25 protein-coding genes and 1 tRNA gene are annotated in these 24381 nt (G+C 64.3%); 5 read left to right on the top strand and 21 right to left on the bottom strand.

Annotated features, from left to right (window positions below):
- Positions 1-61: 61 nt before the first annotated feature.
- Genes glcF through glcD form a run of 3 tightly spaced genes read right to left on the bottom strand, consistent with a single transcriptional unit; the run spans position 62 to position 3866 of the window.
- Positions 62-1291, bottom strand: coding sequence for a glycolate oxidase subunit GlcF (gene glcF / locus CSC67_RS03360; protein WP_118993079.1), 1230 nt, complete (start codon positions 1289-1291; stop codon positions 62-64).
- Between the two features lie 8 nt (positions 1292-1299).
- Positions 1300-2367, bottom strand: a complete 1068-nt coding sequence (glcE, locus tag CSC67_RS03355; protein WP_118993078.1) for a glycolate oxidase subunit GlcE — start codon at positions 2365-2367, stop codon at positions 1300-1302.
- Positions 2367-3866, bottom strand: coding sequence for a glycolate oxidase subunit GlcD (glcD, locus tag CSC67_RS03350; RefSeq protein ID WP_118993077.1), 1500 nt, complete (start codon positions 3864-3866; stop codon positions 2367-2369). Before glcD ends, glcE begins: the two co-directional genes overlap by 1 nt.
- A 237-nt stretch (positions 3867-4103) precedes the next feature.
- Between glcD and glcC the strand changes: the two genes are divergently transcribed.
- The gene (glcC, locus tag CSC67_RS03345) at positions 4104-4886 is read left to right on the top strand and encodes a transcriptional regulator GlcC (RefSeq protein WP_118993076.1); all 783 of its coding nucleotides are present in this window, start codon (positions 4104-4106) and stop codon (positions 4884-4886) included.
- 55 nt (positions 4887-4941) lie between these two features.
- On the opposite strand, the gene CSC67_RS03340 is transcribed toward glcC, so the two are convergent.
- From CSC67_RS03340 to CSC67_RS03310, 7 genes are all read right to left on the bottom strand, one after another.
- Positions 4942-5547 carry a DNA-3-methyladenine glycosylase I gene (locus CSC67_RS03340; RefSeq protein WP_118993075.1) on the bottom strand — a complete coding sequence of 202 codons (606 nt, stop codon included), beginning with the start codon at positions 5545-5547 and terminating at the stop codon, positions 4942-4944.
- A 97-nt stretch (positions 5548-5644) separates the two neighbouring features.
- Complete coding sequence (locus CSC67_RS03335) at positions 5645-6481, bottom strand: SAM-dependent methyltransferase (RefSeq protein ID WP_118993074.1); 837 nt, start codon at positions 6479-6481, stop codon at positions 5645-5647.
- Between the two features lie 22 nt (positions 6482-6503).
- Complete coding sequence (locus tag CSC67_RS03330; protein ID WP_118993073.1) at positions 6504-7883, bottom strand: APC family permease; 1380 nt, start codon at positions 7881-7883, stop codon at positions 6504-6506.
- 252 nt (positions 7884-8135) lie between these two features.
- Positions 8136-9275, bottom strand: a complete 1140-nt coding sequence (locus tag CSC67_RS03325) for an ABC transporter substrate-binding protein (RefSeq protein ID WP_118993072.1) — start codon at positions 9273-9275, stop codon at positions 8136-8138.
- A 32-nt stretch (positions 9276-9307) separates the two neighbouring features.
- Positions 9308-10258, bottom strand: a complete 951-nt coding sequence (locus CSC67_RS03320; RefSeq protein ID WP_118993071.1) for a 3-carboxyethylcatechol 2,3-dioxygenase — start codon at positions 10256-10258, stop codon at positions 9308-9310.
- Entirely contained in the window at positions 10255-11886 is a 1632-nt protein-coding gene (locus CSC67_RS03315; protein WP_118993070.1) for a bifunctional 3-(3-hydroxy-phenyl)propionate/3-hydroxycinnamic acid hydroxylase, read from the bottom strand. The genes CSC67_RS03320 and CSC67_RS03315 overlap by 4 nt, the downstream gene beginning before the upstream one ends.
- A gap of 20 nt (positions 11887-11906) precedes the next feature.
- Entirely contained in the window at positions 11907-12815 is a 909-nt protein-coding gene (locus tag CSC67_RS03310) for an alpha/beta fold hydrolase (RefSeq protein WP_118993069.1), read from the bottom strand.
- Positions 12816-12947: 132 nt separating this feature from the next.
- Here CSC67_RS03310 and CSC67_RS03305 point away from each other — a divergent pair, with 132 nt between their 5' ends.
- Entirely contained in the window at positions 12948-13751 is an 804-nt protein-coding gene (locus CSC67_RS03305) for a DNA-binding transcriptional regulator (protein ID WP_118993068.1), read from the top strand.
- 46 nt (positions 13752-13797) lie between these two features.
- Here the strand turns inward: CSC67_RS03305 and CSC67_RS03300 are convergent, their stop codons facing one another.
- The 4 genes from CSC67_RS03300 to CSC67_RS03285 form a co-directional block, all read right to left on the bottom strand.
- Positions 13798-14199, bottom strand: a complete 402-nt coding sequence (locus CSC67_RS03300; RefSeq protein ID WP_209304254.1) for a type II toxin-antitoxin system VapC family toxin — start codon at positions 14197-14199, stop codon at positions 13798-13800.
- Positions 14199-14438, bottom strand: a complete 240-nt coding sequence (locus CSC67_RS03295) for an AbrB/MazE/SpoVT family DNA-binding domain-containing protein (protein WP_118993066.1) — start codon at positions 14436-14438, stop codon at positions 14199-14201. The genes CSC67_RS03300 and CSC67_RS03295 overlap by 1 nt, the downstream gene beginning before the upstream one ends.
- Positions 14439-14522: 84 nt before the next feature.
- Positions 14523-15602, bottom strand: a complete 1080-nt coding sequence (locus CSC67_RS03290; protein WP_118993065.1) for a 2,5-dihydroxypyridine 5,6-dioxygenase NicX family protein — start codon at positions 15600-15602, stop codon at positions 14523-14525.
- 162 nt (positions 15603-15764) lie between these two features.
- On the bottom strand, positions 15765-16814 hold the full coding sequence (locus tag CSC67_RS03285) for an NADP(H)-dependent aldo-keto reductase (protein ID WP_118993064.1): 1050 nt from the start codon (positions 16812-16814) through the stop codon (positions 15765-15767).
- Positions 16815-17095: 281 nt separating this feature from the next.
- Between CSC67_RS03285 and CSC67_RS03280 the strand changes: the two genes are divergently transcribed.
- Both CSC67_RS03280 and arfB read left to right on the top strand, forming a co-directional pair.
- A complete protein-coding gene (locus CSC67_RS03280) occupies positions 17096-18196 on the top strand; it encodes a hypothetical protein (protein ID WP_118993063.1) in 1101 nt (366 codons plus the stop codon).
- On the top strand, positions 18193-18600 hold the full coding sequence (arfB, locus tag CSC67_RS03275) for an alternative ribosome rescue aminoacyl-tRNA hydrolase ArfB (RefSeq protein ID WP_118993062.1): 408 nt from the start codon (positions 18193-18195) through the stop codon (positions 18598-18600). The genes CSC67_RS03280 and arfB overlap by 4 nt, the downstream gene beginning before the upstream one ends.
- Before the next feature lie 55 nt (positions 18601-18655).
- Here the strand turns inward: arfB and CSC67_RS03270 are convergent.
- From CSC67_RS03270 to petA, 6 genes are all read right to left on the bottom strand, one after another.
- Positions 18656-18731 (bottom strand) — tRNA-Thr (locus tag CSC67_RS03270).
- An 18-nt stretch (positions 18732-18749) separates the two neighbouring features.
- A complete protein-coding gene (locus CSC67_RS03265; protein WP_118993192.1) occupies positions 18750-19181 on the bottom strand; it encodes a ClpXP protease specificity-enhancing factor in 432 nt (143 codons plus the stop codon).
- Positions 19182-19226: 45 nt separating this feature from the next.
- Complete coding sequence (locus CSC67_RS03260; protein WP_118993061.1) at positions 19227-19835, bottom strand: glutathione S-transferase N-terminal domain-containing protein; 609 nt, start codon at positions 19833-19835, stop codon at positions 19227-19229.
- 137 nt (positions 19836-19972) lie between these two features.
- Entirely contained in the window at positions 19973-20824 is an 852-nt protein-coding gene (locus CSC67_RS03255; protein ID WP_209304253.1) for a cytochrome c1, read from the bottom strand.
- Positions 20825-20843: 19 nt separating this feature from the next.
- On the bottom strand, positions 20844-22232 hold the full coding sequence (locus tag CSC67_RS03250) for a cytochrome b (protein ID WP_118993059.1): 1389 nt from the start codon (positions 22230-22232) through the stop codon (positions 20844-20846).
- A 55-nt stretch (positions 22233-22287) separates the two neighbouring features.
- A complete protein-coding gene (petA, locus tag CSC67_RS03245; protein ID WP_118993058.1) occupies positions 22288-22947 on the bottom strand; it encodes a ubiquinol-cytochrome c reductase iron-sulfur subunit in 660 nt (219 codons plus the stop codon).
- Between the two features lie 129 nt (positions 22948-23076).
- Here petA and mscL point away from each other — a divergent pair, with 129 nt between their 5' ends.
- Positions 23077-23535, top strand: a complete 459-nt coding sequence (gene mscL / locus CSC67_RS03240; protein WP_118993057.1) for a large conductance mechanosensitive channel protein MscL — start codon at positions 23077-23079, stop codon at positions 23533-23535.
- Positions 23536-23599: 64 nt separating this feature from the next.
- On the opposite strand, the gene CSC67_RS03235 is transcribed toward mscL, so the two are convergent.
- On the bottom strand, positions 23600-24376 hold the full coding sequence (locus CSC67_RS03235; RefSeq protein ID WP_118993056.1) for a Nif3-like dinuclear metal center hexameric protein: 777 nt from the start codon (positions 24374-24376) through the stop codon (positions 23600-23602).
- Between the last annotated feature and the right edge of the window lie 5 nt (positions 24377-24381).

Genomic DNA, 24381 nt, shown 5'->3' with positions numbered 1-24381 from the left:
CTTAAAGAACCAAATGCCCCGGGCGAGCAGGAGTTGACGGCCCTAGTAGCCGCCCTTCCGATCAAGTGGCCGGCTGTGGCGGAAGATGGGCGTCGACCAGTTCTATCCAGTGGCGCACCGGCACATGGGCCGCGCCCGCCAGATGCGTCTGGCAGCCGATGTTGGCCGTGGCGATGAGTTCGGGGCCGCCGCTTTCCAGCGCATCGACCTTGTTGCGGCGCAAAGTGTTGGAAAGCTCCGGCTCCGTAATGGAGTAGGTGCCGGCCGAACCGCAGCACAGATGCGCATTCGGCACCGGCGTCAGATCGAAGCCGAAGCGGCTCAGGATGTCTTCCACCGCGCCGCCCAGCTTCTGCGCATGCTGCAGCGTGCAGGGACAGTGGAAGGCGATCCTGGCTGTGCCCGAACCCAGGTCTTGGGTCGGCTCGGCGCGCAGCACCTCGGCCACGTCCCGGGCCAGTTCGCTGACCCGCCTGGCCTTGTCCGCATAGGCGGGGTCGTGGCGCAGCAGATGGCCGTATTCCTTCACGAAGGCGCCACAGCCGCTGGCGGTCTGCACGATGGCCTCGGCCCCGGCCTCGATGGCCGGCCACCAGGCATCGATGTTGCGGCGTGCGCGGTCCAGGCCTTTTTGCTGGTCGTTCAGGTGATAGTCGGTGGCGCCGCAGCAGCCTGCGCGATCCGCATCGACGATGCTGATGCCGAGGCGGTCGAGCACCCGGGCCGTGGCCGCGTTGGTGTTCGGTGAAAGCGAAGGCTGGACGCAGCCCTCCAGCATGAGCATGCGGCGGGCGTGGCGCGGCGCGGGCCGGTGTCCCGGCGCGGGCGCCTGCGCGGGCACCTTGGCCCGGATAGCGTCCGGCAGCAGCCCTCGCACGGCCTGGCCGAGCCGCAGCAGCGCGCCGAATACCCGGCGGCGCGGCACGACCTGGCGCAGGCCTTCGCGCAGCAGGCGCTGGGGCAGGGGCCGCCGCACGCGCCGCTCGATTTCCTCGCGGCCGATGTCCAGCAGCGTGTGATACTCCACGCCCGAGGGACAGGTGGTTTCGCAGTTGCGGCAGGTCAGGCAGCGGTCCAGATGCTGTTGCGTGCGGGCCGTCGCCTCGCCACCCTCCAGCAGGCTCTTGATCAGATAGATGCGTCCGCGCGGGCCGTCCAGCTCGTCGCCCAGCACCTGGTAGGTGGGACAGGTGGCGTTGCAGAAGCCGCAGTGAACGCAGCTTCGCAAGATGCGTTCCGCTTCGTCGGCGCGCGGCAGTTTCTTCGACCGTTCACTCAGATTGGTTTGCATGGTGGTTTCTACAGGCCGGCGTACATGCGGCCGTGGTTGAATATGCCGTGAGGGTCCACCTGGGCTTTCAATCGCCGATGAAAGCGCACGAGGACCTCGGGCAGTGGCTGGAACGGGGTGTCGTCGATGCCGGGCGTGTAGCAGGTGGCGTGGCCGCCGAGCGCGGCGGCGACCCGCCGGATGCTTTGGGCCGGCGCATCGCTGGCCAGCCATCGCTGCGCGCCCGCCCAGTCGAGCAGCGTGTCGCCGGGAAGCGGCTCCAGTCTTGTCTGCCAGGGCACGGAAAGACGCCAGAGCGGAAGGCTCGTGTCGAAAAAAGCAAGCTTGCGTTCGCGCAGATCGGTCCATATGGCGGGGTCGATTTCATCGCCGCCCAGGCGCGCGCGGGCGGCGTCCACGGTCGCCTCGCCGCCTTCCAGGCGGACATGCAGGCGCTGCTTCCAGTGGAAAGCGCCGCTGACGGGCAGGTCGTCGCGGCGCCACCGCGTCAGCATGTCCATTGCCGTTGCGGCATCCACGTCCAGGGCCAGGCTGCATGCCCGGCGCGGCAGGGGCAGCACTTTGAGCGATACTTCGGTGATCAGCCCCAGGCAGCCGTGGCTGCCGGCCAGCAGCCGCGAAAAGTCGTATCCCGCCACGTTCTTCATGACTTCACCGCCAAAGCGCAGGTGCCGGCCCTGCCCGGTGATGACGCGGGTTCCGAGCACAAAGTCGCGTACCGAGCCGGCCCAGGGGCGGCGCGGCCCGGCCAGCGCACTGGCGACCATGCCGCCGACCGTGGCGCGGCCGTCGAAATCGGGCGCTTCGGGCGGCAGGTTCTGGCCTTCGGCGGCCAGCAGCGCATTCAAGTCGCTGACGCGGGTGCCGGCCCGCACGGTGACGACCAGCTCGGTGGGATCGTAGTGGACGACGCCGCTGTGCGAGCGGGTGTCGAGCTCTTCGGCGTCGACCCGCCGGCCCAGGAAGGCCTTGCTGTCCGCGCCGCGGATGCGCAGGGCTCGGCCGCATTGCATGGCGCTGCGTACCTGCTCGAGCAGATGCGCCGTGTCGTCGTGCTGGGGGATGGCGCTGGACATCAGAATCGCTCCAGTTCGGGGTGGGGCAACTGACCCGCGTGGATGTGCATGGAACCGAATTCGGCGCAGCGGTTCAAGGTGGGCACGTTCTTGCCCGGGTTGAGCAGCGTGTCGGGGTCGAACGCGGCTTTGAGGCTGTGGAAGAACTCCAGCTCCTCGCTGTTGAACTGGGCGCACATCTGGTTGATCTTCTCGCGGCCCACTCCGTGCTCGCCCGTGATGGTGCCGCCCACCTCGACGCATAGCTCCAGGATCTTGGCGCCGATCTTCTCGGCGCGGTCCATCTCGCCGGGGGTGTTGGCATCGAACAGAATGAGCGGATGCAGGTTGCCGTCGCCGGCGTGGAAGACATTGGCCACGCGCAGGCCGTAGGTCTCCGACAGTTCGGCGATGCGCGTCAGCACCGTGGGCAGGGCGCGGCGCGGAATCGTGCCGTCCATGCAGTAGTAGTCGGGCGATATCCGGCCCACTGCGGGAAATGCATTCTTGCGGCCCGCCCAGAAGCGCTGGCGCTCGGCTTCGTTCTGCGCCACCCGTACTTCGACGGCGCCCGAGTCGCGCAGCATCTGCTCGACCCGCGCAACGTCCTCGTCGACGTCCAGTTCGGCGCCGTCCAGCTCGCACAGCAGCATGGCCTGCGCATCCACGGGGTAGCCCGCGCCGATGAAGTCCTCGGCGGCCCGGATGGAAAGGTTGTCCATCATTTCCAGGCCGGCGGGGATGATGCCTGCGCCGATGAGGCGGGCCACCGTGGCGCCCGCCTTCTCAACGCTGTCGAAGCTGGCCAGCAGCACTTTGGCGCACTGGGGCTTGGAAAGCAGCCTGACCGTCACCTCGGTGATGACGCCCAGCAGCCCCTCCGACCCCGTGAACAGAGCGACCAGATCGAAGCCCGGCGCATCGAAAGCCTCGGAGCCCAGGACGAGTTCTTCGCCATCGATCGTCAGCACGGTGACCTGCAGGATGTTGTGCAGGGTGAGTCCGTACTTCAGGCAGTGCACGCCGCCGGCGTTCTCCGCCACATTGCCGCCGATGGAACAGGCGATCTGCGAAGAAGGATCGGGCGCGTAATACAGGCCGTATGCGGCGGCCGCCTCGGAAATGGCCAGGTTGCGCACGCCCGGCTGGACGCGTGCGATGCCGGCGTCGGGGTCGATCGACAAGATGCGATTGAAGCGCGACATGACGAGCAGAATGCCTTTTTCGAGCGGCATCGCCCCGCCCGACAGGCCGGTGCCCGCGCCCCGCGTGACGATGGGAACACCGTGCTCGGAGGCGAAGCGCAGTACGCCCCGGACCTGCTCTATGGTGTCGGGCAGCACGACCAGCATGGGGGTGCTGCGATAGGCCGACAGGCCGTCGCACTCGAAAGGGCGCAAGGCCTCGGGCTCATGCAGTATCTTCAGGCCCGAAACCGCGCTGCGCAGGTCTTCCAGGACACGCTGCTTGTCGACATGGGGAAGTGCGCCGTCCACGCGCTCATCGTAAAGATAGCTCATTGCCAAACCTGGTGGAAAAGCCTTGCGGAAAGCGGCGGCTGCCGCAAGACTCATTCAGTGTTGTAAACCTGAATCGTCGTGCATGGCGGGGTAAAAGTCTATCGACAAATATACTGGTCAGACCAGTTTTTATGAGAGCGGGAAGCGGTCTATACTAATTTAAACGCTTAATATCAAGGATAATAGACCTGTGCAGATTGCAGATATCTGCGTTGCATCGAACTTGTCATACCAGTTATGAATACTACGAAACAGCCGGGCTCGCCCGAGGGAAGCCGCGTCGCCGACAGGGTGGCCGAACGCATCGAGCGCCTGATCAGCGACAGCGTCCTGAAGCCCGGCCAACCGCTGCCTTCCGAGCGTTATCTGACAGAAAGATTGGCCGTATCGCGTTCGGCCCTGCGCGAGGGCCTCAAGCTGCTGCGCGGCCGCGGGCTGATCCGCACAGCCCAGGGCAAGCGCTCGGTGGTGGCCAATCTGCTGGCCGAGAACGGCCAGACCCCCATGCTGCACCTTTTGACGACTCAGCCCCGCACCTTGTACGACTTGCTCGAAGTCAGGGAATTCCTCGAGGCCGAATCCGCCGCCCTGGCTGCGGAGCGCGGCACGCAGGCGGATCATGTGCTGATCAAGCGCCGCTACGAAGAACTCAACGCCGCGGGCGACCAGGATACCGACGCCGCCGAGCATGCGCGGCTGGACCACGCATTTCACCTGGCTATCTGCGAGGCCTCGCACAACCCGGTGCTGGTGCACACGCTGGGCTCCTTGAACGATCTGATGCTCAGTTCGGTGTTTGCGTCGATCAGCAACCTCTATCATCGTTCGGCCCACAAACGGCAGATCGATCGCCATCACGCCCGCTTGTTCAAGGCGGTGACGGGCAGGCTGCCCGACGCCGCCCGGCGCGCCGCGCGTGAACACATCCGCGGCATACGCCATAGCCTGCTGGAAATCGAGCAGGAAGAGCAGCGCCTGTTCCGGGCTACCTTGCGACTGCGCAGCGACGAAATATTGTGAGCCGGCGCCCGGCGGCGCCGAAGTCGGCGGGTACAAAGCCGTTTGTATGAAGGCGCTATGGCCGCTTGAAGCGCTTGCGGGCCTGGTCGACTTGGGCCCTGACCACGCAGTCGTGGGCATGGTCATTGACCAAGCCCATCGCCTGCATGAAGGCATAGACCGTCGTGGGGCCGACGAACTTCCAGCCCAGTTTCTTGAGCTCTTTCGACAGCGCCACCGACTCGGCTGACGTGGACACGGTTTGCGGCTCGGCCACGCCGGCGGCCGCGGGTTCGTAGCGCCAGAGGAACGCCGCCAGGGAACCCTCGCGCCGGACCATCTCCTGGGCGCGGCCCGCATTGTGGATGGCGGCCTCTATCTTGCCGCGATGGCGGACAATGCCGGCGTCCTGCAGCAATCGCGTCACGTCGCGTTCGCCAAACCGGGCCACCCGGTCGAAATCGAAGCCGTGAAAAGCCGCACGGAAATTCTCTCGCTTGGCCAGAATGGTGCGCCAGCTAAGCCCCGACTGAAACCCCTCCAGGCACAGCTTTTCGAACAGGCGCCGGTCGTCGTCCACGGGGAAGCCCCATTCGGTATCGTGATAGTGGAAGAATTCCGGTGCCGCCGCGCACCAGCGGCAGCGCGGCCGGCCATCGGGGCCCGGAACAGTCGTGCTCATGGTTTCTGCCTTCAGGGATCAGCCGGGCAGGACGGGAAATCGTCCTGCTGGATGCTGGATCATAGGGCAAGCGGCATGTGCGATCAAGAGAGCGGCCTTATCCCGACGAGGACACCCGCTGCGCCCTCCATGCCTGTTTCCCATCGACCGTGCCCCGCATTTCGTCGCCTCGGACCTCGCCTTCGTAGTGCTGGCCGTTCATATCGAACGCCACCTTTTCGCCGTCCATGCGCGCGTCGCTGAGGGGCATGGAGCGATCGCCGTCGCGCAACTCGCCTTCCAGTTGCTGGAAGGTCTGGGCCAGCACGAGCTCTTTGCCGTCCATATTCCAGGTGCCCGCCACTTTGGCGGGGACGACCCATTTGTAGGCGATGCAGCGGCCGGTGCAGTCTTCGTTGACCTTGCGCGTTTCATCGGGCGTCCAGTCTTCCATCGTGAAAGAATTGGATATGACGCGGGTGCCCGGCGGCATGTCGAGCAGGGTGGGGCGCAGGCGCATGTTCAGCCTGGGCAGCAGAAAGAGCGTGACGACCGTCGCTTCGGAAAAATCGGACTCGAAGATGTCGGCCTGCTCGAACGAGGCGCGGTCCGCTACGCCTTCTTGCTTGGCCGCGCGCTGCGCCAAGGTGACCAGCTCGGGGTTGTATTCGATGCCGCGGGCCGTAATCCCCCGTTTCGCGGCCGAGATGACGGTGCGCCCGTCGCCCGCGCCGAGGTCGACCAGTTTGTCACCGGGCTTGAGTTCGGCCATATCGAGCATGGTGTCGACGAGGTCCTGAGGCGTGGGCACCCAGACGACGTCCTTGCCGACCTGCCCCACCGTGGGCGTGTAGCTGGACGCTTCGGCATCGGGGGACTGCGCCCATGCGGGCTCGCCGGCAAGGAAAGCGCTCAATGAAGCGCATGCCAGATAGTCGAGTAGACGTCTTCTCATTGCGGATCTCCTGGAACGGGTTTCAGTGTCTGAGATGGGCGGCCGTGTTGTTGCGATCGGCCGTTTCGCCGGTGGGCGCGGCGTCGTTCTTGCGTTTGAGCAGAAGAATGGGCAGGCCGGCCAGCAGCACGGCAAGCCCGACCCAGGCCGAGGCGCCCGTGTGCCGCAGGCTGGCATGCAGCATGTACAGGCAGGTCAGGCAGAACAGGGCGGGTGTCAGGGGATAGAGCGGCACCCGGAACGGCAGCGTCTGCCCGGGGTAGCGCCAGCGCAGAATGAACAGGCCCAGCCCCACCATCAGCAGAAAGCCCCAGAATACCGGCGCCGTGTAGTCCACCATGGCTTTGAAGCCGTTGGGCGTGGCCGCCCCCATGCCGATCAGGGCGAGCGCGAACGCGGCCTGGGCAAGCTGCCCGTTGACCGGGGCCTTGCCGCGGCCGTCCCATTTGCCCAGCCAGCGCATGACCGCGAGGTCGCGCCCCATGGCATAGAACACACGGGCGCCGGTGAAGATCGTTGCATTCAGGGTGGAGACGGCCGCGACTACGATGGCCAGGGTGACGAGGATCTCGCCGGGCGGCCCGGCCACGCTGCGCATCATGTCCGCGGCCACCGCGTCGGAGCCTTGCAGCCCTTCCAGGCCGAGTATCTTGAGCATGGCCAGATTGGCCAGCGTATACAGAACGACGAGGATCAGGGTGCCCAGGGCAAGCACCTTGACGATGTTGCGCGGCGCATCGTGAAGCTCTCCCGCCAGGTAGGCGGCTTCGTTCCAGCCGCCGTAGGTCAGCAGGACGAAGATCATGGCCATGCCCAGCGCGGCGGTTTCGGAGGGAATGTGGGATGCCGGCGGACCGGCTTCTCCGGGGGAGCCCAGGAGGCCGAACAGAATGATGGCGGCGATGGCCGCGATCTCGATGAAGGTGACCGCTACCTGCAGGTTCTTGCCCTGGGTGGTGCCGATGACGTTGACGCCGGTGAACAGGATGACGGCAATGGCCGCATACAGCGCCGAGCTGTGCGGGCCCAGGGGGGCGACCTGGGTGAGATAGTCGCCCAGCATGAAGGCCACCCCGGCGATGGCGCCGGTTTGAATGACGGTGCAGCGGGCCCAGCCGAACATCATGGCCACCGACCTGCCGTAGGCGCGTGAAAGGAAGTGGTATTCACCGCCGGCGTTGGGGTGGGCTGCGGACAGTTCGGCATAGCAGAGGGCGCCGATCAGCGTCACCAGCCCGCCCACCACCCAGACCGCGATGAACATCCATTCTGTATCGACGCTGCCCGCCACGATGGAGGGCGCGCGGAATATGCCGATGCCCACGACCAGGCCGACCATGATCGTGACTGCGTCGAAAACGGACAACTGGGCCTGCGGCTGGGATAGGTCGCGGACGGTCATGCATTCCTTGCAAGGACGAGGAGCATCGATCGCATGAGCGCGGCGAGCGGGCCCATGGGCGAGAGGCTGGACGTGAACGATTCAGCTGCTGCAACCTTTGGGACTGCACGCCGGCGAGAAAGTTCAGCAAGGCGTCAGCTTGACGGTCCCATTACGCAGCCATCGTTGCGCCAGCAACCTACGTGCCTCGACGAGAGAGCATGGGCGCCGGCGTCCGGTCGGCTCCCGAACCGCTCCGGACGCGCGCATCGCTCAAGGCTTCACGAAACGCCATTTTCCGTCCCGGACCTCGATGAGGACGCGGCCGCGCTCATCCAGTCCGATGTGATCGCTGGGGCTCATGTTATACACGCCGTTCACGCCCACCATGTCGCGGGTGTTCTCCAGGCTGTCGCGCAGGGCGGTGCGAAACTCGACGGTGCCGGGCCGGCCCTTCTGAAGCGCCGCGGGGATGGCGTTTTGCAGCAGCAGCCAGGCGTCCCAAGTGGAGCCGGCAAAAGTCGAGCGGGACCCCGGCCCGTACTTGTCCTCGTAGGCCGTGTTCAGATCGACGCCCACCTTCTTGCTGGCCATGTCGTCCGGCAGCTGGTCGGCCACCAATACCGGCCCGACGGGAATGAGGGCGCCTTCGACGTTCTGGCCGCCGACCCGCAGAAAGTCCTTGCTGGTGACACCATGGGACTGGTAGATGGGGCCCTTGTAGCCGCGCTGCCGAAGCTGGGCCTGGGGCAGCGCCGCCGGTGCGCCCGAAGCGCCGACGAAGACCGCGTCCGGCTTGGCGGCCAGGATTTTCAGCACTTGTGCCGTGACGCTGGTGTCCGGACGCTGGTAGCGTTCGTTGGCGACTATCTCGATGCCGGCCGTGTCCGCGGACTTCTTCAGTTCGTTGTAGGCGGTGTCGCCCCAACTGTCGGAAAAGCCGATGTAGCCCACGGTTCTGGCTTTCCGGTCGGCCATGTCCTCGACGATGCGCGCCACCATCAGGCCGGCGTCCTGCGTGGATTGAAAGACCCAGTGGCGCTTGTCTTGCGGAGGAGCATAGGGCGCAATCAATACGAGGGGGGTCTTGTTTTCGGCCGCCACGGGCGCCATGGCGGCCGAGTTGGGCACGGTGTTGGGCCCGATCACGGCATCGACCTTGTTTTCGTTGATCAGCTTGTGAATGTTCTTGACCGCTGTGGTCGGGTCGGTGGCATCGTCCAGAAAAGTGTAGTTCACCTTCTGGCCGGCGACTTCCGCGGGCATCAGCCCGACGGTGCGCTGGATGTCCGTGCCCAGGGCCGCGGCGGGCCCCGTCGCGGAGGCCACGATGCCGATATTGATGTCCGCCCGGGCGGCGTGCGCAAGGACTGCGCAGAACGCCAGCGCCAGGTATCTGCTGGATGCCTTCATGGTTCGTCTCCTTTGGTTTGTTTATATGCACATCAACGACATACTGCGCCTTGCAGTGTGGCAAAGCCGGCTATCCATTCAGGAATCGCCCGATAATATTCCGGGCGCACGCGGTATTGGCCGCCGGTCCCCGCGGCCATTGCCGAGTTGGCCGCTATCCAGGATTTGACTTCATGCCCCGAGTTGCCCGCTTTGGCCGTGATCTCCGCGTTAGACAGGGCGTCCAGTGCGGCCATGTCCCGCTGCGCCAGGATGTCGAGGAAGTCCCTGTCCCATTCGGGGTTGATGGGGAGCAGGTCCGACTGGCCCGCCGCGAACCGCCGCGCCGCGTCGATCGTCCGCGCTTCGCGTTCGCCGCGCTGTTCCGGGGTGATGTGGCGCCCGTCTATCAGCCGTTCTGCGATGTCCGGGGGCGCCGTCGCAAGGGTGGGCACAGGCGGGTTGTGCGACAGCCCGCCCGAGGCCATGAACACGGCGCGCCGGTCGAGCGAGGCGGCGAAGCGGCCCACGGCTTCGCCCAGAAGCCGTGCCCTGTGCGCCGAGGGAAGCGGGGCCGCTACCGAGTTGATGAAGATGGGCACCACGGGGTAGCGGTCCAACCCGCCCGTCAGCAGCTGCAGCGGCTGGGCGAAACCGTGGTCGACGCGCATGCGGTGGGAGATCGCGCAGTCCACGCCATGGGCCAGCACGGCTTCCGCGCACTGCACGGCGACATCGGCCGGCACGTTCAACGGCCCCTTCGGGCATCCATAGTCGCCGATGGACGAGGCGCTCGCGCCGATGCAGAACGGCGGCATCAGGTCGTAGAAGAAACCGTTGAAGTGATCCGGCCCGAACAGGAATATGACCTCGGGCTCGAACTGTGCCAAGGACTCGCGCAGGCGCTGTATGGCCTGCTTCACCTCGTCCTCGATGTCCCGGCCGGGATGCAGGCGGCCCATCAGGGGCGTATGCGACAGGCATTGCAGAAGCATGGGGTTCATGGGCGTCCTCCCTCGTCGAGTTTCAACGCCGCCCGAAGGGCCTGGGTCGTCGCGTCGATCTGCTGGGGTCCGCACAGGGCGGCGATGAAACGGTCCGGGCGCAGGAAGACCACGCCGCGGCCATGCCGGTCGAACCAGGCTTTCAGGCGGCCGGAAACATCGGCGACGGGCTGCACGCCGGGGCCCTCGCGCGCAAGCTGGTAGCCAAGCTGGGTGGCGGGCCAGACCGAGATCAGGCGGGCGTCCAGCTTCTTCCATAGCGTCCGCGTCTGCTCCGACATCCAGTACGACGGATCGATGCCCCAGCACAGTATGGCGAAAGAATCGCCCAGCACCTCGTCCAGAAGCACCGGCTCCTCCGCGGGCGCCGGCGCGACGCGGGGCTGAATGAACAGGGTGCCCACCGGCGAGTTCATGTCGACGCCGTTCGGGTAGACCAGGGCGCCATGGCGATACCTGGGCATGGGCTTGAACCGCATGCCCACGATGTAGCGCTTGACCGGCGGAATGATGTTCAGCATGAGGAAAAAGGCGTCTCGCAGCGCGGCGGCCGCAGGGTTGGTGATGGACAGGACCTTGCCCGCCATTACCGAGAGGCCGATCATCGCGTTCGCGTGCGCCCTGCGTTCGTCCTCGTAGCTGTCCAGCAGGCTGTCGCCGGCGATGCCCTTCAGCACCAGCGCCAGCTTCCACGACAGATTGGTGGCGTCGCGTATGCCGCTGTTGTAGCCCTGGCCCTGCCAGACGGGCATGATGTGGGCCGCGTCGCCCGCCAGCAGAATGCGGCGGTCGCGAAAGCGCGCGGCCAGCCGGCCGCTGTGCGTATAGACGCGCGCGCGGATGATGTCGACCCGGTCCGGATCGCAGCCGGCCTCGGCCAGCATGGCGCGCAGAATGGGTTCGGGCACCGTGTCGCCCTCGGCTTCCTTGTCGAAGAGCATGAACTCGAAGCGCCGCACACCATGGGGCAGGGCGATCGAGACGTAGGGACGCGACGGCTTGCAATAGACCCAGGCATGGGGCGTGGCGAGTGGGTCGTTGTTCAGGTCGACCACGATCCAGCGGTTCGGCTCGGTCTTGCCCTCGAAGGGTATGCCCAGCGCTTTTCTGACTGTGCTGCGTCCGCCGTCGCAACCCACGGCGTAGCGGGCGCTGAAGCGGTGCCGGACGCCGTCGGCTTGCGTGGTAATGGCCACGCCGTTCTCGTCCTGCTGCACTGCTTCGACTTCGTGCCCGAAATGCACGCTCACGCCGGGGTAGCGCGCAAGCCCGTCGAACAGGACGCGGTCCACCAGCGGCTGGATGAAGCCGTTGCGCCGGGACCAGCCGAATTCATCCGTGCCCGGCTCGAGGGCGGCCAGGGTGCGGCCCCTGCCCGTCACGAACCGCAGCCAGTGCAGCGGCGTCGTATGCGGCAGCACGGCCTCGGCCAAGCCCACCGCCTGGAAGGAGCGCAGGCATTCGTCGTCCATGCCGACGCCGCGCGGATAATCGATCAATTCGCGCATGCGCTCCAGCACCGCCACCCGCAGGCCCTGCCCGCCCAGGTAATTGGCGATCAGCAGGCCCACGGGGCCGGCGCCGACGATGATCACGTCCCATGTGTCCTCTTGCCGAGCCGCTTCCATGGCTGCCGCCTCCGGGATGATCAGGCGACCGTCCGGGCGATGCCGTCCAGCGGCCTGCCCAGCAGAAAGTCGATATGGATGCGGTCGAAGGTGGGCGTGTCCTCGAACTGGGGCCAATGGCCGCAGCCGTCCATGACGGTGAACAGCGCGCCCGGAATCATGGACGCTATCCTGCGCCCTTCGCTGACGTCGGCGGTGGGGTCGTCCGACGTCCACAGCACCAGGGTGGGCGCCTGGATGCGCGCATAGTCCTCGGCGCGGATGATGTTGCGCTGGCGCACCTCCATTTCCTGAAGAATCATGTTGTGGCGCATGCCTGCTTCCATGCCGCCGCGGCTGTACATCGCCTGGCGCGTCGCCACCAGATCGTCGTACACCTTGGACTTGTCGGCCATCAGCCATTCCAGGCGGGCGCGTATGAATTCCCAGCTGGGATCGGTGGCCGCGCGCATGGACAGCTCTTTGATCTTCGCCATCACGGCCGGGTCCGCCTGCGAGCCGCCGGCCGTGTTGAGCACCAGCCGCTGGATGCGGTCGGGATGGTCGATGGCGAAGCGGGCTGCGACCCACCCGCCCAGCGACTCGCCGCTGAGGCTGGCTTTTTCGATGCCTGCGGCGTCCATGAAGCGCAGCAGGTGGTCGATGTAATGGCGTATTTCCAGGTCCGCGGTGGCCAGGTCGCTCCAGCCGTGCCCCACCATGTCGATGGCCCAGGTCGAGAAATGCCCGGCATGCGCCTTGAGATTGCGCACATAGGCTTCTGCATGGCCGCCGACGCCATGCAGAAGGATGAGGGCCGGCTGGTCCTCAGAGCCCGAGTGCAGATAGCGCGTGGAGATGCCGCCCGCATCGAGCCAGCCCTGCCGGAACGACACGCCGCGCAGATCCGCCCAGATACTTTGGTAAGCCGGCTTCCGGTCCGTCGTCATCTTGCCTTCTCCTTTTATCTTTATTCACGTCATGGCAAAAAATAAAACAAGGCTGGCGGCGTTACAAAAATAAATGCAATATGTGCAAGGAGTGCACATCATCCGCGGTTTCGACGCCATGAGGGGATAGTCATGCAGCAGCCCGAGCATCATTCGAGTTATCCGAAGGTCCGGGGCCTGGCGCGCGGCCTGCAGGTGCTGGGCGCCCTGAACCTGTGCGTCAAGGGACGCGCATCGAGCGGCGAACTGGCAAACATGACCGGCCTGCATCGCACCACTGTGCGCCGGTTGCTCGAGACGCTGGTTTCCCAGGGTTATGTGTGGCGCAGCGATTCGGACGACAGCTTCCAGCTGAGCCTGAGGGTGCGGGAATTGAGCGAGGGCTTTACCGATACGGAATGGATTTCCACGGTGGCCAGCCCGGTGATGGGCACCCTGCTGCCCAAAGTGGTCTGGCCGTCGGACCTGAGCCTGCCCAGCGGCGAAGCCATGCAGGTCCGCGAGACCACCCATCGGTTCAGCCCGCTTTCCTTCCATCGCGTCATGGTCGGCAGGCGCCTGCCCATGCTGCTGACGGCCGCGGGCCGGGCCTATATCGGGCACTGCGCCGACGAAGAGCGCGAGCAGATCCTGAAGCTATTGCGCGCCGGGGAAGACGAACAGGCCCGGCTGGCTTCCGATCCGGCCTACCTGAAGAACCTGCTGGCCCGCGTGCGGGCCGACGGATACGGCACCAACGACGGCGAATGGAACCACAACCTGGAAAAGGGCAAGATCGGCGCCGTCGCGGTGCCGATCGTCCAGCATGGCCATGCCGTGGCCTGCCTCAGCGTCATCTACCTGCTGCGCGCCGTCAGGCGCGAGGACGCCGTCGCCCGGTACGTCCCCGCGCTGCGCGAGGCGGTCGCCCGCATCGAAGCGGGGTTGCAGGGCTAGGAAGCTGCGCCGATTGCAACTTTGGCCCCGCGAACTGGCCGGCCGCTCATTGATCCGGCGAAATCAATCTTATCCCCGGATAATAATTTTTATAGCGCCGGATATCGCGGGTAAGAATAGACAAGCCGCTTACCGCTGCGTGGGCTCCGATAAAGAAATCGGCAAGCACATTGTTCTTGATTCCTCCGCTGCGTCGATATCTGGCGAATGCTTTGCCCGCCAGGAACAAGGCCGGCCGGGGTATTTCAATGAATTGCAATCCCATATCGGCAATTGTCTCGTCCAGCGACTCGACAGAGGAAAATGTCAGCGACAGTTCGGCGTAGATGACGGGGTTGATGGCAAGTTGGTGTACTTGGGACTGCGTCTGAAGCTGTTCAATCGACCAGTCGGCCCAGTCGGGATCGTCCGCCAGCACGTCTACGAGGACGTTGGTGTCGACCAGCATCAGGATTCGCCGCGCAGCAAAGTCATTAGCGCGTCAGTGCGCCATTTGATATCAGCTTTTCCGCGTACCTTATCGAAACGGCTTTGGACGGTCTTTGCTGCTTTCTCGGTGTGCCGCACCACGATTTCGCCATCGCGGTTGACGGTGAAGTCGAGGCGCGAGCCGGGCTTCAAGCCAAGCTCGTCCCGGATGTGTTTTGGAATGGTTACCTGACCTTTGACGGTGAGCGTGGTTGACATATGGGCTCCAGGTGTTACCAGTTTATTTATGGTAATACCGAAACGGGAGTTGTGCAAATGTCGCTGCGCCTTTTAATCATCCCCTCAGCGGGCTTCGCGCGGCACGATCATCTTGGGGTCGATGAGCCGGCCTGCCTCCACCACGCGGTTGCCGTCCAGTTCGATGGTGCACTCGCGCATGGGCAGGTCGTAATGGCCGCGGGTGGTGCGCTTGCCGCCGCCCTGCGTGTTGGGGCCGGTGGAGAACAGGAAATTGCCGGGGAAGCAGCGCGAGGCGGCCCGGCTGCGCTCGGGCCCATCGCCGTACAGCGCGATGGAATCCCAGCGGCACTGCGGGTTGAGGCCCCAGCCCAGGTGGGAAAGCGCGTAGGGGTCTTTGTCGTCCTCGTGCACCTTGCCGTCGGCCAGCCATTCGCGCATCAGCGCGGCGTCCAGGCCGCCTTCGATGCTTTGGATGTGGCCGTCGCGCACTTCGATCTCGATGTGGTCCTGCACATAGCGGCAGTAGGGCAGAATCACCACGTCGCCCGGCTGCACGACGACCCGGCCCGAGGCGCTGCCTTCATTGGGAAAGGTGTGGATCAGCCCCACGCCCCAGTGGTCGAAGCGGCCCGGCTCATCGGCAAAGCCGTACTGGCTCATCACCGGGTACTCGCCGCAGGAATAGGTGAGGTCCGTGCCCGCCTTGCTGGTCACCCGCACATGCCGGGTCTTCTCGTACAGGCGGTGCGCGTGCATGACGGCTTCCTTCAGGCCCGGCGGCGCCTGCAGGGCGTAGAGGTCGTCGGGCGCATCGATGATCATCTGCACTCGCACGCCGGCGTTCATCACCTCGCGCAGCCAGGCGGCGAACAGCGGCACGTGGAAGATCAGGATCATGTCGCAGGCCTTGAGCGCCTCGAGCGTGCCCTTGCACTTGCCGATGGTGGGCGTGCCCACATTGGTCCAGCCGGGAATGGCATTGACGCGCATCTCGTAGATGTCGGCGCCCAGCATGTCGGCGGCCGCGAAGGCGGCTTCGATGTATTCGCTGCGCGTGCCCAGGTCGCTGACGATGGCGATAGTGTCGCCGGACTTGATCCGGCACAGCTCGAATTGCTTCCTGAAGAGTTCCGGCAGCTTTCCGGGGTTGGTCGATCGGGTCCTGAGGTCTGCGGGCATCATGGCTTGGGCTCTCTCTGAAATTGAGGGATCGGAGCGCCGCTAGGGCGGTTGTTCAATACCGAACATTATTCGTTTTTAGTATTATGAAGAGATGCCGCTAGGCCGCATATCGTGGTTTACCCGGAATTTTGGCCGCAGCCGGAATCGGGCTGCGGGCGCGGGTCAGGGCGAAGGATTCGGATAGCGCTGATGGATGGCCTGAATGGCGTCCAGCACGTCTTCCGATAGTGAAACGTCGGCGCTGTCGATGTTTTCCTTCAATTGGTCGAGGCGGGTTGCGCCCATCAGGTTGCTGACGACGAAAGGTTGGTGGTTCACGAACGCCAGCGCCATGGTGGCGGGCGACAGCCCGGAGTCGCGTGCCAGCTGCACATACTCGGCCGTCGCGAGTTCGGCCTGGGGCTTCATGTAGCGGTCAAACCGCGTGAACAGTGTCATGCGGGCGCCTTCGGGCCGCGCGCCGTTCAGGTATTTGCCGGCCAGCACGCCCATGCCCAAGGGCGAATACGCCAGCAGCCCCACGCCCTCCAGGTGGCTGAACTCCGACAGGCCGTTCTCGTAGCTGCGATTGAGCAGGCTGTAGGGGTTCTGGATGGACGCGATGCGGGGCAGCTTCTTCGTTTCGGCAAACTTCAGGTATTGCGCTACGCCCCAGGGCGTTTCGTTCGACACCCCGATATGGCGCACCTTGCCGGCTCTGATGAAATCCTGCAGCACCTCCAGGGTTTCCTCGATGGGCACCGTGTAGGCGTCCTCTTTCCACGGATAGCCGGGACGGCCGAAGGTGGTGGTGGTGCGGTCGGGCCAGTGCAGCTGGTAAAGGTCGAGGTAATCGGTCTGCAGCCGCTTCAGGCTGGCGTCCAGCGCCTCGGTCATGTTCTTGCGGTCCAGATGCGTCTGGCCGGTACGGATATGGCCGGGGCGTTTCGGGTCGGTGGGCGGGCCTGACACCTTGCTGGTCAGCACGATGTCCTTGCGACGCCCCGTTCTGGCCAGCCACGTGCCAATATACGCTTCGGTGCGGCCCTGCGTTTCGGGCTTGGGCGGCACAGGATACATTTCTGCGGCATCCACCAGGTTCACCCCGCGCGACAAGGCGTAATCGAGCTGCTCGTGGGCTTCGGATTCGGTGTTCTGCTCGCCCCAGGTCATGGTGCCCAGGCCGATCAGGCTGACCTCGAGGTCGGTGTGGCCAAGTTTGCGGTATTTCAAGTGTGGCGCTCCGGATGAAGGGTTTCCAGCCATGCCGCGCGGCATGCCGACGATGGAATCGATGTTAACACTGCGATTGCCTGATTCGAGAAGTGCCGATACCCATTGCCGCCCGGTGAATTGACCCTGCCCTGTATCCGTGCCCTAATAAATACCGCCTATGAAGAGGAACCGACTTTGAGACTCAGAATTGAATCGCTGGATCCGCTGCGCAAGGTCTTCGCCGCATCAGCCCGGTGGCTCGCCGCGCGCCATGGCGCGCCGTTGCAAGGCCTTAGGACATGAAACGCCTGATCGGCGCCGCGCTTCTGGCTTTTGCCGCTGCGCTGTGCATTACCAGCCTGTATCGGCCCGCCGCCCTGGAGCAGCAACTGCTGCACTTGCAGGTCGAGCAGGCCATGCCCGAGTTCGCCCATGTCCTTTCCACCGAGCCGGCCGCCCTTCAGGCGCTTTTCCTGGTCTATGCGGACGACCCCGTGCTATTGGCCAAAGCGCGTCTGGCCCTGCTGCGCTACCCGGACATCGCCCGGCCCATCTTCCTCTTGTATGGCGATACGCCGGACTTTCAGAAAGTGCTGCGCACTTATGGCGAAGACGTCGTCCTGCCCATTCATTATTTCCTGGCGAACGAAGTCTTTACCCTGGAACTGATGCAAAAACTGAACGACACGGCGCGGTCGGCGCTGAACGCCGTCCGAGGGTTGTGGTCCGGCAGCGAGCCGGCCGGCGGCACGGGCCGCGCTCCCCTGTCAGCCGAAGACCGCGGCCGCTACGCCATCCATTTCATCCAGGAAGAAGGCTACGACTTTCTTGGGCAGTTCGTCATGGCGCCCAATGGCCAGGTTGCCTGGGTGCAGACCGAACGGGTGCTTGAAGGCATCAACAGCTTCTTCGCCGGGGGCATCAAAGGGCTGGAGACCAAATTGCGTCTCGAAGAACCTGTCGGCGCGGGCGACGTGGGCTGGGCTGCCCTGGACGTCGCCATTGGCGTCAGCGCTTTCAAGATACTTCGCATGGGCGCCGCCACCTCCGCCGGCGGCCGCACCCTTACGTTTTCGCAGCGTTCCGCCGCGCTGGGCGCCGGCCTGTGGCGCGGCACCGCGATCGGCGCGCGGCTGGTCAAGTATGGCGCCCCGGCCGTGCTGGCTTATATGGCCGTCCGCCATCCCAGCCTCGTCAACTCGCTGTTGGGAAGCGCCGCCGAAAAGCTCGGCCTGCCGGTCGCCCTGGTGCAGGTGGTGGGCTGGACCTTTATATTGCTTCCCATTCTGCTGGTCCTGCGTTTTGTGGTGGGGCCGCTTGCGTGGATGATGGCGGGCCTGGCCGGCTTGCTGCGGTGGGGCGATCGGGCGCTGGGCCGAAGACGGGGCCATCAAGCATGACTGCTTCCCGATTCATCGTTTCGAAAGACGAGATGGACTTCAGCGCCATCCGCGCCCAAGGCGCCGGCGGCCAGAACGTGAACAAGGTGTCCAGCGCCATCCATCTGCGCTATTCGATCCCTGATTCGTCGCTGCCGCCCGAGATCAAGGAACGCCTCCTCGCCCTCCGTGATCAGCGCATTACCGATGAGGGCGTGGTGGTCATCAAGGCGCAAGGCAGCCGCAGCCAGGAAACGAACAAGCAGCAAGCCATCGAACGCCTGCAGGAACTGGTCGACAGCGTGTCGCAGCCGCCCAAGCGGCGCAAGGCCACCCGTCCCACCCTGGGCTCGCAGCGCCGGCGGCTGGAGGGAAAGTCCGCCCGGGGCGAGGTAAAGAAGCTGCGGGGAAAAGTGCTGCCGTGATAATAAAAACGGCCTTCGTGCAGAAGGCCGTTTCTTGCGGAAAGCCGCATGAATCTGGTGCCGGCTAGAGGAGTCGAACCCCTGACCTTCGCATTACAAGTGCGCTGCTCTACCAACTGAGCTAAGCCGGCCAAAGGCGGTATTCTACTCTATTTGACGATGGTCAGACGCGGCCGCTTCGGGTCGTCGTCGTCCGGCGGAGAGGGGGTTTCAACCTGGTTGCTTTCGTTCGATTCCACGGCGGGCTCGGTGCCGGGATAGGCTTGCGATTCTTGCACTTCGAAGCCCATGCCGGCACCGGTCTCGCGGGCGTAGATGGCCGAGACCGCGGCCACCGGAACGAAGATGTGCTCGGTGACGCCGCTGAAGCGGGCCTGGAACTCGATGTATTCATTGCCCAGAACCAGGCGGTTGGTGGCCAGCGAACCGATATTCAGTGTGATCTGCCCGTCGTGTATGTGAGCGCGGGGTACGACGGTATTGGCGTCGACGGTGACGACGATATGGGGGGTGTAGCCGTTGTCGGTGCACCACTCGTGCAGGGCGCGGATCAGATAAGGCTTGGTAGAGGATTCGGGCATGGACATAGGCAGTGGGCCGGGGCGCAGGCCCCGGCGGGCAAGGGCTTAGCGACGCATGACCTTCTCGGAAGGCGTCAGCGCCTCGATGTAGGCGGGGCGCGAGAAAATGCGTTCGGCGTATTTCTGGATGGGCGCTGCGTTCTTGGGCAGCTCGATGCCGTAGTGGTCGAGGCGCCACAGCAGCGGCGCAATGGCCACGTCCAGCATGGAGAATTCTTCGCCCAGCATGAACTTGCTCTTGAGCAGCATGGGCGCCAGCTGGGACAGCCGGTCGCGGATGCTGTTGCGCGCGTGTTCAAGGGCTTTTTCGTCGGGCGTGGCGCGGTTCTCGAGCACCGAGACGTGGACGAAGAGCTCTTTCTCGAAGTTGTACAGGAAGAGGCGGGTGCGCGCGCGCATGACCGGGTCGGCCGGCATGAGCTGCGGATGCGGGAAGCGCTCGTCGATGTACTCGTTGATGATGTTGGACTCGTACAGGATCAGGTCGCGTTCGACGAGGATGGGCACCTGCCCATAGGGGTTCATGACAGCGATGTCTTCGGGCTTGTTGTAGAGATCGATGTCGCGGATTTCGAAGTCCATGCCCTTTTCGAACAACACGAAGCGGCAGCGCTGCGAAAAAGGGCAGGTCGTTCCAGAGTAGAGAACCATCATGTCGAGGCATCCCGTCCAAAAAAATACATGAGCAAAAGCATGCTCAAAAAAATGAAATAGGCGTATTACTTTACGCCTATTTTAGAATCGTCGCCCCGGCCGGACAGGCCGGCCGGGGCTGCGCCGGTAAGCCGGATTTACTTGACGTGCTTCCAGTAGGCGGCGTTCAGGCGCCATGCCACGACCAGGAACAGGCCCAGGAACAGCAGGACCCAGACGCCCAGGCGCTTGCGGAACAACTGGTCGGGCTCGGCCATCCATCCGAGGAAGTTCGCCAGGTCGGCCACGTTGTTGTCGAAGGCGACGGTCTGGGCCTGGTTTTCGGCCTGGAAGGTATGCCGGGCACTTTCGCCGCCGCGGTGGTTTTGCAGGGTTTCGGTCTTGGTTTCTACGTAGCCCAGCGGGTCGTAAATGGTGGAGCTGCGCTGCCAGACGGTCTTGCCGTCTTGCTCGACCTCGTGGATGTGGCTGTGCGTATGGGTGACCGGACCCTGCAGCTGCCACAGCACGTTGGGCATGCCCACGCTTGGGAATACCGCGTTGTCCCAGCCGGTTTTCTTGGTGGTGTCGCGGTAGAAGGTGCGCAGGAAGGTGTAGACGTAGTCGACGCCGGTGGGGCCCAGGTTGGTCGACTTGGCGCGGGCGATGACGGAAAGGTCGGGCGGCGCGGCGCCGAACCATTTGGCGCCGTCCTGGCGGGTCATGGCGATCTTCATGAGGTCGCCGATCTTGTCGGACGTGAAAAGCAGGTTCTTCTTGATGTCGTCGTCGGTCAGGCCCAGCTCGGTGAGCTTGTTGTAGCGCATGGAGTTGGCGCTATGGCAGCCCAGACAGTAGTTGACGAAGAGCTTGGCCCCGTTTTGCAGCGAAGCCATGTTGTTGATGCGGTCGGGGGCGCGGTCGAGCTGGTAACCGCCCTCGGCGGCAACCGCCACCGAGCAGGTCAGGGTTAGGGCAAGGACGCCAAGCAACTTTTTGATCATGTTCATTCCGTAAGTGTTATGGGCCTTAGTGAGCGCTGAACGTGATGCGTTCAGGAACCGGCTTGAACGTACCCAGGCGGCTCCACACGGGCATCAGCAGGAAGAAGCCGAGATAGATCAGGGTTCCGATCTGGCTCATCAGGTTGAAGGCTGGGCTTGGCGGCTGAGTGCCAAGATAGCCCAACACCAGGAAGGTGACGATGAAGATGGCGTACAGATACTTGTGCCAGGTGGGACGGTAGCGGATCGAGCGCACCGGCGAGTGGTCGAGCCAGGGCAGGAAGAACAGGATGACCACCGAGCCGCCCATGGCCACCACGCCCCAGAACTTGGCGTCGATGACGCGCAGCAGGACGGCCAGGACCAGCAGAATGACCGGCACGACGATGCGCCATACGCCGCGCAGGTTGCCGCGCAGGAACAGCGCCACGGCGCCCAGCACCGAAGCGGCTGCCAGCACCCAGGTGAAGTCGGCCGTGATGGCGCGCAGCATGGAGTAGAACGGCGTGAAATACCAGACCGGCGCGATGTGCGGAGGCGTCTTGAGCGAATCGGCCGGGATGAAGTTGTTGAACTCCAGGAAGTACCCGCCCATTTCGGGGGCGAAGAACACGATGGCGGCAAAGACGATCAAGAAGCCCGCCACGCCCACCAGGTCATGCACCGAGTAGTACGGGTGGAAGGGGATGCCGTCGATGGGACGGCCCTTGCTGTCTTTGGGGCCGTCTTTGATTTCGACGCCGTCGGGGTTGTTGGAGCCGACTTCATGCAGGGCGATGATGTGCGCCACGACCAGGCCGATGAGGACCAGCGGGATGGCGATGACGTGGAAGGCGAAGAAGCGGTTGAGCGTGGCGTCGGACACGACGTAGTCGCCGCGGATCCACAGCGACAGCTCGGGCCCGATGAAGGGAATGGCCGAGAACAGGTTCACGATGACCTGAGCGCCCCAGTAGGACATCTGGCCCCAGGGCAGCAGGTAGCCCATGAAGGCTTCGCCCATGAGACAGAGGAAGATGGCCATGCCGAAGATCCAGACCAGCTCGCGCGGCTTGCGGTACGATCCGTAGAACAGGCCCCGCAGCATGTGCAGGTAGACCACCACGAAGAACATCGAGGCGCCCGTGGAGTGCATGTAGCGGATCAACCAGCCCCAGGGCACTTCGCGCATGATGAATTCGACGGAGTCGAAGGCGAGATTGCCATCGGGCTTGTAGTTCATGACCAGGAAGATTCCGGTCACGATCTGAATTACCAGCACCAGCAGCGCCAGTGAACCGAAGAAGTACCAAAAGTTGAAGTTCTTCGGAGCGTAGTATTCCGACATGTGCTCTTTGAACAGCTTGGACGCGGGAAAGCGCCTGTCTATCCATCCTAAGAGCCCAGTCGTTTCGACGGTTTTCTCGCCAGCCATGGAAACGGTTCCTTTCTATCTTTCTATCTTACGAGCGTAATGGTTCAATGCGGGGTCAGGCCTTGTTATTTTCGTCGACACCAATGGTGACGTGCGTGCCGTCGGCCGAAAACTCGTAAGGCGGCACCTCGAGGTTGTCGGGTGCGGGTTTGTTTTTGTAGACGCGGCCGGCCAGGTCGAAGGCGGAGCCATGGCAGGGGCAGAAGAAGCCGCCTTCCCAGCCGGCGGGCAGGCCCGGGCCGGGGCCCGCGGCCAGGTGAGGGGTCGGCGAGCAGCCCAGGTGGGTGCAGATGCCCACGGCGACGAAGAACTTGGGGTCGCGCGAGCGGTACTCGTTCTTGGCGTATTCGGGCGTGAAGCCGGGACGGTCGGATTGCGGGTCGGCCAGGGCGTCGTCGTTCTTGGGCAGTTCGTCGATCTGCTGCTGGGTGCGGTGCAGAACCCACACGGGCTTGCCGCGCCATTCGACGGTGCGCATCTGGCCTTCGGGGATGGAGCTCAGGTCGACTTCGACCGGAGCGCCCGCCGCGCGAGCCTTTTCCGACGGCGCAAACGAACCCACGAAAGGAACGGCCGTTGCGACGCCGGCGGCACCGCCGACTGCACAGGCGGTCGCCACCCATAAGCGTCGCGACGGATCGGGCGGAAGGTTTGCATCGATGGCAACCGTTCCGTCCGCGGAAACGCCGTCGAACTGTGACTTGTCCTGACTCATGCTTGTATCCTTGTTCGTGCCCCTCATCGGGCAGCGCGATTCAGTGTATTTTGGAGTGTTGGATATTCTCTCAACCGCGTATTATAGCGTTAGCCCGCAGTCGGGTGAAATTACTAGGGGATATCTCATATGAGCACTGCACGAGGTTTTTTGGCTGAGTTTCGCGAGTTCGCGGTCAAGGGCAACATGATCGACCTTGCCGTCGGTGTGATCATCGGCGCGGCTTTCGGCAAGATCATCGATTCGCTGGTGAAAGATGTGGTGATGCCCATCGTCAGTTTCATCCTGGGCGGGCAGGTCGATTTCACGAACCTCTTCTGGGTGCTGAAAGAGCCCGAGAACTACACCGGTCCCCGCACCGCCGAAGCCATCGTCGAGGCGGGCGGCAATGTGCTGGCCTGGGGTAATTTCATCACGATTTTCATTAACTTCCTGCTGCTGGCGCTGGTCGTGTTCCTGATGGTCAAGGCGGTCAATCGCGCCCGCCGCCGCTTCGAGCACGAAGAAGCCGTGGCCGAAGCTCAGCCCGAACCCACTCCCGACGACATTCTTCTGCTGCGCGAGATCCGCGACCTGCTCAAGCGGTAAGCGGGCGTTCCGGGCCCGCCGGCGGCGCAAGAAGGCATTGAATGCCGCCGGGCGAGGCGGCCGGCTAGACCGGATTGACCAGGTCGACGAATTCGACCCGGATGCCGAATCTGGCCGCGATGGCGTCGCCTACGGCTTGCGCCCCGTAGCGTTCGGTGGCGTGGTGGCCCGCGGCGACGAAGCCCACGCCTGTTTCCCGGGCCTGATGGAAATTGGGTTCGGAGGCTTCGCCGGTCAGATAGGCCTGGGCGCCTGCGTCGATGGCTGCCTGCATCATGCCCTGTGCGCCCCCGGTACACCAGGCAATGCGTTCGGCAGGCTGTTCGGGGTCTCCGATGACCAGGGGCTCGCGCCCCAGTGCTTGCGCCACGTTCCGCCCCAGCGCCTGCAGGGTCGTGCCCTGCGAGCAGCGTCCCAGCCAGATCAGGCCGTCGGGGCCGCAGGTACGCGGATTGCCTTCGGCATCCCGGTCTGGGGTAAAACCCAGAACCCGCGCCAACTGGGCGTTGTTGCCCAGCTCGGGGTGAGCGTCCAGCGGCAAGTGGTAGGCAAAGACGTTCAAGCCGTGCTGCAGGGCCAGGGCGATGCGTTCGCGCTTGGTGCCGACGATGCGCGCATCTTCGTTCTTCCAGAACCAGCCGTGGTGCACGAAGACGGCGTCCGCTTTTCGGCGTATCGCTTCTTCGAGCAGAGCGCGCGAAGCTGTAACTCCGGTGATAATGTGACTGATCTTGCGCTTGCCCTCTACCTGCAGCCCGTTGGGACAGTAATCTCGGAAGCGCTGCGGCTGAAGCGTTTCGTCCAGCCAGGCGCTCAGTTCGGTCGTGTCGATTTGATTCATGCTTG

This window comes from Pusillimonas caeni (assembly GCF_003545815.1).
In the GTDB taxonomy this organism is placed as follows: Bacteria; Pseudomonadota; Gammaproteobacteria; order Burkholderiales; family Burkholderiaceae_B; genus Pusillimonas; species Pusillimonas caeni.
This window is presented reverse-complemented; position numbering and strand designations above follow the sequence as displayed.